11 protein-coding genes and 1 tRNA gene are annotated in these 11,005 nt (G+C 44.7%); 3 read left to right on the forward strand and 9 right to left on the reverse strand.

Annotated features, from left to right (window positions below):
- Nucleotides 1–16 precede the first annotated feature (16 nt).
- From BUR42_RS29650 to BUR42_RS23515, 7 genes are all read right to left on the reverse strand, one after another.
- On the reverse strand, nt 17–238 hold the full coding sequence (locus BUR42_RS29650) for a hypothetical protein (protein ID WP_143197559.1): 222 nt from the start codon (nt 236–238) through the stop codon (nt 17–19).
- 11 nt (nt 239–249) lie between these two features.
- Nucleotides 250–852 (reverse strand): hypothetical protein, encoded by a 603-nt coding sequence (locus tag BUR42_RS23490; protein ID WP_074242020.1) that lies wholly within the window; start codon nt 850–852, stop codon nt 250–252.
- 533 nt (nt 853–1,385) lie between these two features.
- A complete protein-coding gene (locus BUR42_RS23495; RefSeq protein WP_074242021.1) occupies nt 1,386–1,982 on the reverse strand; it encodes a hypothetical protein in 597 nt (198 codons plus the stop codon).
- Between the two features lie 487 nt (nt 1,983–2,469).
- Entirely contained in the window at nt 2,470–3,003 is a 534-nt protein-coding gene (locus BUR42_RS23500; protein WP_074242022.1) for a hypothetical protein, read from the reverse strand.
- Between the two features lie 303 nt (nt 3,004–3,306).
- On the reverse strand, nt 3,307–4,002 hold the full coding sequence (locus BUR42_RS23505) for an SDR family oxidoreductase (protein ID WP_074242023.1): 696 nt from the start codon (nt 4,000–4,002) through the stop codon (nt 3,307–3,309).
- A gap of 307 nt (nt 4,003–4,309) precedes the next feature.
- Nucleotides 4,310–4,384 (reverse strand) — tRNA-Arg (locus tag BUR42_RS23510).
- A gap of 43 nt (nt 4,385–4,427) precedes the next feature.
- On the reverse strand, nt 4,428–4,997 hold the full coding sequence (locus BUR42_RS23515; RefSeq protein ID WP_074242024.1) for a MarC family protein: 570 nt from the start codon (nt 4,995–4,997) through the stop codon (nt 4,428–4,430).
- Between the two features lie 111 nt (nt 4,998–5,108).
- Here BUR42_RS23515 and BUR42_RS23520 point away from each other — a divergent pair, with 111 nt between their 5' ends.
- The 3 genes from BUR42_RS23520 (at nt 5,109) to phnY (ending at nt 8,483) form a co-directional block, all read left to right on the forward strand.
- A complete protein-coding gene (locus tag BUR42_RS23520; RefSeq protein ID WP_074242025.1) occupies nt 5,109–5,693 on the forward strand; it encodes a helix-turn-helix domain-containing protein in 585 nt (194 codons plus the stop codon).
- A gap of 106 nt (nt 5,694–5,799) precedes the next feature.
- A complete protein-coding gene (gene phnA / locus BUR42_RS23525) occupies nt 5,800–7,044 on the forward strand; it encodes a phosphonoacetate hydrolase (RefSeq protein ID WP_084185779.1) in 1,245 nt (414 codons plus the stop codon).
- Between the two features lie 5 nt (nt 7,045–7,049).
- Nucleotides 7,050–8,483, forward strand: a complete 1,434-nt coding sequence (phnY, locus tag BUR42_RS23530) for a phosphonoacetaldehyde dehydrogenase (protein WP_074242026.1) — start codon at nt 7,050–7,052, stop codon at nt 8,481–8,483.
- A gap of 159 nt (nt 8,484–8,642) precedes the next feature.
- Here the strand turns inward: phnY and BUR42_RS23535 are convergent, their stop codons facing one another.
- Together BUR42_RS23535 and BUR42_RS23540 are read right to left on the reverse strand one after the other, a co-directional pair.
- A complete protein-coding gene (locus BUR42_RS23535; RefSeq protein ID WP_074242027.1) occupies nt 8,643–9,746 on the reverse strand; it encodes a 2-aminoethylphosphonate--pyruvate transaminase in 1,104 nt (367 codons plus the stop codon).
- Between the two features lie 5 nt (nt 9,747–9,751).
- Entirely contained in the window at nt 9,752–11,005 is a 1,254-nt protein-coding gene (locus BUR42_RS23540; RefSeq protein ID WP_200798355.1) for a DUF5690 family protein, read from the reverse strand.

Here is an 11,005-nt window from a genome sequence, read left to right on the forward strand (position 1 = left end):
TTTAGTTTGTGACAGCCTATATTTGATACTGCGGTTCCTCCAGTTTCTTGGAGATATGCCCGGAATGTAATGTCGGACTATCCGGGGCGGTGAATTTCTGCCTGATCTTTCGCTCTATCCTTGCCAGGCATTGAAAGGGGATGGTTAATATCCTTAATCCGTTTAGAATATACTTTACCCCAAGGTCTCTATACACCCACTTGATCAGATCCCATTTGTTGGTTGAATTTCGGTTCATGATTTTGATTTTTAGATTACTTTCTGCATTACACTTGCGCCATTCTTATTAATAGTAAACTGCTTCGATAGTTCTGTATATTGTTTTGCCAGCTCTACCCGCCTGAAGGCTTCGGTAATATTATGGTGATACCTTTCATCGATGGTGAGAATGCCTGGTAAACCAAAATCCTCGTGGCAGCACATTTGGATGATGATGATCTCCATAACTAATATGAGCTTTTTAATTTCCCCCATCGTAATAGAGATGTCGCCGAGAGGAGTATAGTCGATTTTCTTTTCTTTCAGGATGCAGATCTTTTCTATGATTGATCTCTGTTGTTCCAGTACAGCGATCCAATACGACACTTCTTTTTTAGGGATCTTACATTCCGGATATTTACCAGCCAGGATGTTTGAGAATAGCTGAGGAAGGGGACATCTTTCCTGTTCTGATTCGCCGAAAATGGCGTGGAGGTCAACTAATAATAGTCTGAAGTAATCTTCTGCCAGTTTGTAGAAGTGTGCGGATAGTTTGCCATCCTGTTCTCTGAAGAATTTCCAATTATCGAAATCTTGTTTGCAATTATTAGCAATGTGTAACAGTGATCCGAAGTGCGATAAGAAGTCAAGCATAAAATTAGTTTTTGAGTTTTAGATAATAATAGCCATAGATATACCACTTCCCGTTTAAAACAGGAAAATACCTTATGGACCGGGCAATAGTATGGCTATACTCAGGCTTGAAACCGGAGTTTAACTGAAATGCATACTATGCCGGGATTTGATCAGGATAAATGTGCTACGCAGGTAGCATCATCTGTACTGTCAGCGATAGGCATCTTTTTTTTGATGTGCTGAGTGAAATGTGTTCTCCTTTCTTTGCATTGCTTTTTGTGTTTAGACATGGTTCAGGTTTTTGCTTTAAAATAAGACGGTGAATATTATCATTATGACTACTGAATATAAGACCGAAAAGTTTCAATAAAAGGGTAAGGAAATTTGCAGTAAAAATTTGTCTTAACATAGTGTTTACAATTCAGTAGGATATGGTGGAATCGCGGAGAATATATGTTCGTATATGCGATCAGGTAATATTCGGAGGTGACATTTTTTTTGTAAAAAAAATGTTATTTATGCCTGAATATATATAGTTCTCTGAGCGGTAGTTACACAGGGTCACTATATTCCAGTCCGAGATTCCTGGATAGTTGCTTGAATCGCAGCATTACCTCCAGGCGGTTGAATGCCTCTGCGATGGTATGGTTATCCACGTCTTCAATAATGGCGATTACGGGCAGGTGTTTACCCAGTACCATAAACATATTTTTAATAACGTTCTCCATATCATAAAGAAGCTTCTGGAGGCTCCACATGGAAATCAGTTCTGGTACGGGCGCGTCTTTATCTGTATGTACAATTTGGGTGTCCCTTGTTATTTTGATCATATTAATAGTAGTATCATGCCGGGAAAGCATGTTTCGCCACTTTGCAATGTCTGTTGATGTAATAGCATTTTCTTCATATTCTTTTGCTTCCTGCCTGGAAAAGATCCTCCAGAAAGTGCATTTGTCACTTTGAGATCTGTTCAGGCCTTTATGCATATCCATTAAAAACAAACGGTGGTAGTCATTTGCCATGGAGTTGAAATGCATAGAGAGTTCACTTTTGATGTTTACAAGGGATACCCAGTTGCGAAATTCCTGTTTGCAGTTTCTAACAATGTCCAACAGGTTGCTGAGGTCCAGCATAATATCTTCTTTCATAGCGATATAAATTTAAAGGGTGCCCACTTAGTATGGGGCATTTATGAAATGAGAGGGAAGGCGATTGAAAAAGGAGCAGGGTCAATAATAATAATAGGATGACTTGCTGTTCAGGTCACAGATATGGTATGCCGGGCATTGTTGGGCAGAACGGATCGTTTTAAATAAATTCTTTTTCATCACTTAGTATGATTGTTTTTTGATTGTTTGGGGGGAATTCTACAGTAGTTTTTAACAACTCGTTCACAATATATCCTGTAAATCATCCACCAGCTTATGTTAGGTTTTATAGAAAACTATTTGCTTCGTGTATATTCAACGATAACTGCTACAACATTTCACATACCATAGATGGAATTTAACAGTGTATAGGGTGTATTGATGGGAAAAATATTTTCGTTTATACGATAAGGTAGGACTGCTAATAGATTAACCTCTAATTAACATTATTAATGTCACCATACTATAGTATATACAACACTATATGTTAGATCCGCTTGAACGCATCCGCAATGGTATGGTTGGCTCTTTCCTCAACGGTAGGGATACTGATGATAGGGTACTCCAGGATACGGCAGATCTCTAGTACGATTACTTCCATCTTCATCAGCACCTCCTCTATTTCATCACGACTAATGAAAACCTGGCAGGTTTCTTCGTCATTGACGTAATAGACCTTCCTGTCCCGCAGTAACTTGATCTTTTCAATGGTCTGGTAACTGGTCAGGAGTAGCTCCCGCCAGCGGATGATATCTGAGAGACTGATCTTGTTCCTCCCATATTTACCTCTTTCCAGGCGGTTGAAAACCTGCCAGAAAGTGATCTTGATGTTTTTGGAGAGACTGAGCATGGTGTTCATATCTACCAACAGGAGGCGGAAGTAGTCATTGGCAATGGTATCAAAATGAACAGAAAGCGTCGCATCCTTCACGTTGAAGAAAGTCCAATTAGCATAATCCTGCTTGCACTTGGAAGTTACCTCCAGTAAGATCCCAAGGTCCAGGGTGATGGTTGCGCTCATAGTGGAATGTTGTGGTGAATGATGGCCCTTTGTCTTAATCTTCACGGTGTCCCCGCATATTCTAAGACTTATTTTTGAGGTAGGAAGGGGTAATCGGAGCCGAAATTTAAGTATTAATACGCACAAGCCTTACTGACAGGGCATTAGAGGGTTAGAGGAGCTGCCGGGCATAGAGATTTTTCTATCTGTTAGGCGGTTTTTTGGAAATCTTTTAAGGAGGTATTGGGAAATTTGGATAGGTGCGAAATAGTGCTGGGTACTAACCCAATTAATAGGTTTTGCGCTGATGGACGAGTAGCTCATTCATATATTATGATCTTTAGGCAGGATCATTAACCTGGGTATCCTTACATGGCCTGGTTGCCGGAGTATATATAACACGGCGTCCACGATATTGCCTACATCCAATGGTTCATGAATATTCATACTTTCTTTTGGATGTACTTCCCAGTTATTATGTAGTTCCGTCATCACCAGGCCGGGTTCTATGCAGGATACCTGGATATTTGTACCTGCCAGTTCCATGCGTAATGCTTCAGACAATGCTTCCAGCGCAAATTTACTGGCGGCGTACGCACCTGCGGTGGGCCTTACTTTGGTGCCGAGTACGCTGGAGATATTAATGATATGACCTGAGCCCTGTTGCCGGAAACGTTTCAGTATTTTATAGGTAAGCCTGAAAGTAGCTTCCACATTAAGCCGTAACATGGCTGTCATCCTTTCTAAGTTGATGGTTTCAATGGGACCGGTTTCTAACATACCTGCGCAGTTGAACAGGTAATCCAAACGGCCATATTTTTGGAAGATATGATCTTCTAATTTATCCTGGAAATCTTCGGTGCTGAGATCGCCAGGGAATACTTCTACTTGTGCATCATCGAGCAGCCTGTCTTTCCGGCGTGCGGTAACGATCAGCTGATAACCTTCTGTTTGCAGTGCTTTTGCAATGGCATAACCTATTCCGCTGCTGGCGCCGGTTATGAGTGCTGTTTTTTGCATGGTGTTTATTTTATATCATACCCCGAAGTGGTCACTAATATACTTGAACAATCGTTAAAATTTCTCCAAAAAGAACCGATCGTTATGGTATTAGCGCACCAGCGAATAAGTTTACCCCTGATGCTCAGGAACACCCTTGAGGTCCATCCATACAGTAGTGCTATTTACATGCGCATATGCGGGTGTGACAAGTTATAGGGGGAGTTGCGGCTTATTGAAAATAGTGCTGCGATTGAGAAGGAAGCGCATTATCTGAAATGAAAAAACCGGAACTGCTGAAGTTGTTTTTCAGAAATTCCGGTTTATCTGGTAGCCTCGCCAGGAATCGAACCTGGATCATCAGCTTCGGAGACTAATGTACTATCCATTGTACGACGAGGCCAAATCCTTAAAAGGTCTGCAAAGCTAAGTTAATTAATAGGAAATTACAAAGTCCCGATATTGCTTTTAAAGATCCGTACAGCAATGGCCAGCAGGATCACCCCGAAAAACTTCCTTATCACCATCAGCCCCGCTTTCCCGAGGATCCGCTCAATCCTGTTGAGGGACTTCAATACCACAAAAATGATCAACAGGTTCACCAGGATGCCCGCCAGGATGTTATAATCCCCGAAATCTGCCTTGAGGGACATGATAGTAGTGAGTGTACCAGAACCTGCAATCAGCGGAAAAGCAATAGGAACAAGACTTCCTGTTTTGGTATCGTTATCGCTTTTAAAGAATTCAATGCCCAGGATCATTTCCAGCCCGATGATGAAGATCACAATAGAACCCGCCACGGCAAAGGATTGCAAGTCTACGCTCATCAGTTTCAGGAAGGCTTCTCCTATCAGCAGGAACACCACCATCAGCACGCCGGAAGCTACTGTGGCTTTCCAGGCGCTGATCTCCCCGAGCTTTTCTTTCAGGGACAGCAGGATGGGAATAGAGCCAAGGATATCGATCACAGCAAAGAGTGTGAAGCCTACGGTGATCATCTGGTCGATACTGAACATATCTTGAATTTTTGCAAAAGTAGGGTATTCTTTACCCGGGATGATGGTTAGCTAAGCTAAAATATCTAATTTGTTGCGGATTAGAACGGAACCTTCCAATAAATCAAAGGCATGCAAGAAGATATCATTATCCAGATCAGCACAAAGATCAAGGAAAAGCGCAAGGCCAAAGGCATCACCGTGCAGGAGCTGGCAGACAAGGCAGAAGTGAGCAAGGGCCTCATCTCTCAGATTGAAAATAACCGTACAGTACCCTCCCTGTTGGTACTGATCAATATTATCCGGGCCCTCAACCTGGATATGAATGAGTTCTTTAACGACATCAATCAGCAGACCCAAACCGCCAGGGTACTGATCAAAAGGAAGGAGGAATACCAGTCCTTCGAAAAGGAGAATGCCAAAGGTTTCCTGTACAAACGTGTGCTCACCCGCAATATCAAGGGCGGCCCCACGGATTTTGTGCTGCTGGAGCTGAAACAGGGCGCCAAACGTAACCAGATCGTGAAAACGGATGCTTATGAATATAAGTATGTGATCAAAGGCACGGTGGAATACCTCATTAATAATGAAAAGCACACCCTCGAAACAGGCGATTCCATCTTTTTCGATGGCCGCCTGGGCCATAAACCGTCCAATGTTGGAACGGATGATGCACTGCTGCTGGTAGTTTACTTCTTCCAGGATACAGAGAAATAGCAAATTTAGCCTGGTTAACCCCAATTCATAAAAAATTAACAGCCCTTGAATTGAATATTTGTTTACTTTTACTACTCAATCTATTAGTATTTATAAACAAATATTCATGTCAATATCCACCCGATCCTTTACTGTAAATGGCAAAACCTATACTCCGCCGGCTTCTCCGGTGGTGGTGATCTGCCTGGATGGCTCTGCCGACGAATACCTGGATGCTACCATGGCACATGACAGGATGCCGAACCTCAAAAAAATGACGCTGGCCGGTTACCGGGGCATGGTGAGAGGGGCTTTGCCTTCCTTTACCAATGTAAATAACTCCTCTATCGTAACAGGCGTTACCCCGGCAGTGCATGGCATTTGTGGGAATTTCTTCTATGATACGAACCGCAAGGAAGAGGTGATGATGAACTCCTCTGAATACCTCCGTGCTGAAACCATCCTTGCCGCCGCAGCCAATGCCGGCCGCAAAGTAGCTGTGGTTACTGCAAAAGAAAAACTGCGGGATATCCTCAGTCATAAAATGACGGGCATCGCTTTCTCCGCAGAAAAAGCCAACCAGGCGCAGGAAGCTACGCATGGTATTGGCAATGTTGAAACAACTTTGAACCTTAAAACCCCTGCTATCTATAGTGCAGATGCCAGTCTTTTTGTATTACGGGCCGGTGTGGCATTGATAGAACAGGGCCTGGGAGATTTCCTGTATCTCTCCCTCACAGATTATATGCAGCATACCTATGCTCCTGAAGATGAGCCATCACTGGCATTCTACGAAGCCATCGATCATGAACTGGGCCGCTTGCTGGCATTGGGTGCAGTGATTGGTGCTACGGCCGATCATGGCATGAATGCTAAACAAAAAGCAGATGGCTCTCCCAATGTGCTTTTTATAGAAACCATGCTCACGGAACAGTTCGGTAACGGTTTCCGGGTGATCTGCCCTATTACAGATCCCTATGTGAAACACCATGGTGCGCTGGGTTCTTATGTGGCAGTGCATTTGCCGGAAGGGGTTGATGAAACCGCTGTCAGCGATTGGTTGCAGGGGCAGCCGGGCATTACGGAAGTACATAACAAAGCACGCGCCGTGCATTTGCTGGAACAGCCGGAAGATCGTATCGGGGACCTGATCGTTCTCAGCGCAAGGGATGTAGTGGTAGGCCGTACACCGGCACATCATGATCTCAGTGCATTGGATAGCGGGCTGCGTTCTCATGGTGGCCGTTATGAAGAAATGGTGCCACTGCTGATCTCGCATCCGCTGACGGCTGCTTACAGGAGCAAAGCCCTTGGCGATCCGCGCAACTTTGATGTTTTTGATTTCACCGTGAATGGAACTCACCATAATTAGTCTTTATGCTTGTATTAGATGAGGTCACTTCTTTAACCGGCTATATTGCCGGTACACCATTACAGTCCGATGTATTGCTGGAAGTAAAAAGCCCTTACGATGGACGTTTAGTGGGCACCGTTACTTTGGGTAATCGCAAAGATACTGAGGCTGCTATTGCAGCGGGTCTGAAAGGCGGCCCCCTATTAACCAGGTATGATCGTTTTGCTGTGCTGGATAAAGCACGCCAACTGCTGGAGGAGCGAAAAGAGGAATTTGCACAGCTGATCATGTCTGAATCGGGGCTTTGCCTCCGTGAAACCCGCTACGAGGTAGGGCGCGCAAGAGATGTATTACACTTTGCGGCTATTGAAGCCCTGAAGGACGATGGGCAGGTTTTCTCCTGTGATATTTCTCCGCAAGGTAAAGCCCGTAAGATCTTTACGCTGCGGGAACCTTTATCCCTTGCGGTGGCCATTACGCCTTTTAATCATCCGCTGAACCAGGTGGCGCATAAGATTGCACCTGCCATTGCTACCGGTACCCCGGTGATCTTAAAACCTTCAGAGAAAACTCCCCTCACGGCTATACGTTTAGTGGAATTGCTGTATGAAGCAGGGCTGCCGCATCATATGCTGAGTGTGTTACTGGGCCCTACGGCCGAAGTAGCGGAAGTATTGGTGCAGGACCCTCGCGTAGAGTTAGTGTCTTTTACAGGAAGTGTGGCAGTAGGGAAACATATTGCTAAACAGGCAGGGTACAAAAAAGTGATCCTGGAATTGGGGGGCAATGATCCATTGATCATTCTTGAAGATGCTGATATGGACCTGGCGGTTACATTAGCTGCGGAAGGATCTTACAGGAATTCCGGACAGCGTTGTACAGCCGTGAAGCGTATCCTTGTGCAGGAGAGTATCCACGATGAGTTTGTAAAACGTTTCGTGGAGAAAACGAAAGAATATATCTGCGGGGATCCTGCGGATGCTGCTACCCGTGTGGGTACTGTTATTGATGAACCTGCTGCTGTTTACCTGGAAGATGTGGTGAAGAAAGCGGTTGCACAGGGGGCTAAAGTATTATATGGTGGCCGTCGTAAAGGGGCATCGCTGGAACCTACGGTGATCGTGGATGTTCCAAGGGATGCACAGATGGTGGTACAGGAATCTTTTGGGCCGCTGGCACCGATCATGAAAGTGAAGGACCTGGAGGATGCGATAGCCTTGGCGAATGGGACGGCTTATGGGCTTTCTTCCGGTATCGTTACAAGAGATATGGAGAAAGCGATCTATGCAGTGAAGCATTTGCGTATGGGAACGGTGAATATTAATGAAGTACCAGGGTATAGGATTGAGAATTCTCCCTTTGGAGGGGTGAAGGATTCCGGGCTGGGGATTAAAGAGGGCGTGATTGAAGCGATGAAGTGTTTTACCTATGTAAAGACGTTTTCGATGCCTTGGTAGTTGGTACTCTTTATTGTATAATTTACAGCACAGCCTCCCGTTCCAACGGGAGGCTCTTTGTTTTTTAAAAGGTGAAAACGCTCTGCCGCGGATGGTTTTTATCTTCCTAAAACAAAAAGCCCCCGATGAACATCAGGGGCCTATTACATGATAGCTATGTTATATGGAAATATTTTCTTCCTGTAAGATCTCTCCGATTGCTTTCACCAGTGCTGCTACATCTTCCGGGAAGATCTGCCCGATGTTACCTATGCGGAAAGCATTGGTTTTGCTGAGCTTGCCGGGATAGATCACAAAATTCCTGTCACTCAGTTTGCGGTAGAATGTTTCGAAGTTGAACGCCGGATGCTCCGGGTATAAAAAGGAGGTGATGATATGGCCCTGGATCTCGGGCTTTAAATATTGTTTAAAACCTAAGGCCGCCATGCCATTATCCAGGATAGATTTATTGGTGCGGTAACGTTTTTCCCTGGCCGCTATTCCTCCTTCTTCTTCCAATTCTTTTAATGCCTGGCGAAATGCCATCATGCTCAGTGTAGGAGGCGTGAACCTGAACTGGCCACTGGTTTCCAATCCATACCATTGATCATACAGATCAAGACTGAGACTGCGTGCCTGGCCTTTTGCTTTTTGCAAAGCTTCCCGCTGCGCGATCGCGAAAGCAAAACCGGGAATGCCTTCTATGCATTTATTGGAAGAAGAAACCAGGAACTGGATGTTGCAGGCTTTGATATCTAATGCTACACCGCCGAAACTACTCATAGCATCCACGATAAATGTTTTGCCATTCGCCGCACATAAAGCACCGATCTCTTTGATAGGATTGAACAGGCCTGTTGTAGTTTCACTATGAATGCAGGCTACATGTGTTACCTCCGGATGTGCAGTTAAAAATGCAGCTACCATTGCAGGATCTGTGATCTCATCTTCTTCAAACCGCAATACCGTATGCGGTAGTTTGTGGATGACGGCCATCTTAACGATCCGTTCGCCATAAGCTCCATTACTCAGTACCAATAAATGATCGCCTGGTCCAATGATACTGCTGATCACACTTTCCACTCCAAAAGTACCGGAGCCTTGTACGATCACCGTTTCATAACCTTCCTCTTTGGATACCTGGCCGAGTTGTAATAAAGCATTCCGGATGTACCGGATGGTAGCAATAAATGCTTCGTCCCGGGAACCCATATCTTCCAGGGCTGCCTCCTTTACTGTGCGGGACGTGGATAATGGCCCCGGTGTAAATAATAATTTCTTCATGTATGCTATTGATGTAAAGTAATATTCTTCATGTTCACGGGTGGTTCAGGACCTGCACCCGGGGATTGAAATAGTTTGCTGATCCCGTATTTGCGGTTGAAAAATACCAGGGAAAGCAGGAGCAATGCCAGGCAGGTAAAGCACATCACATAACTGAACTGCATTAATACCCTGCTCCAGCGAAGATCTTTCATGAAAAATTCCCGGTATAATAATAAGCCTACGCTACCAAGATAACCCGTAGCATCGCAGCCGTATACAAAGAACCCCGCATTCGCCTTCATTTTAAATAAGCCTATCAGCCTTTCGAATATGGCTATCTGTATGGGAATGTACGCTAAGAATAAACCAGTGCCTAACAATAACATCCACATAAATGGACTGATCCATGCTTGGTAAAACAAAAAAGTACTCAAACCGGACATGAGTATGCCAAAGATGATCAAACCCTGTGTAGCCCAGAATCCGCGGATATTACTGCGGATAAGTGACAGGGGTGCTACACAGCAGACTACGATCAGGGTACTGAGTAATTCCGTTTGCGAGAATACCGCTTTATTCCAATGTGTGCCGGAAATATCGTTCCATATTTCTACGGAAAAGTTATCCCGGAAATCGCGCAGGGTGGTGAGCAAACAATAGCTCAGCAGGATGCACAGCAGGCCGGGGCCGTATTTCCGGATAACAGTACGTTTATCTTCAGCATTCATGGGCTGCCGCTCTGCCCTTAATAATTTATCGGTATCGTTTGGCGCGGGTATTACAGAAAGCATCCAGACAAAAAAGCAGAACAGGGGCAAAAATACAAGCCCGATGGTGAAGGGCATCCAGAATTCAGAGATAAAAGGGAAAAGATCATGGATCTCCATATAGACTGTTTTCAAAACACCGGAAGCTGCAATGATGCTGATACTGAGCCCCATGCCCAGTATTTCCGTGAACCGGCGGCCTTCCAGGAAACTGAAGATCACACCCCAGACCATGCCTAAGGGCAGGCCATTGAGAAAAAGGAAGAAAAAGTTATAGGGATAAGGTACCAGGCCAAAACCCAGCAGGGAGACTTCTGCAAAAAGGATCAGGGCAATGATCAGCCGGATACGCCGGGATGGCTGCAATTCGGAGATCACTTTTATACCGATGAACTTGGACAACATATATCCCATCACCTGTGCAATGATCAGTACGCTTTTGTAGCCGATACCAAACAATTCCAGGTTTGCATACAAACCCGTATTGAAAGGTTTACGGAATGCATACAT

The sequence above is a fragment of the Chitinophaga niabensis genome (assembly GCF_900129465.1).
GTDB lineage: Bacteria > Bacteroidota > Bacteroidia > Chitinophagales > Chitinophagaceae > Chitinophaga > Chitinophaga niabensis.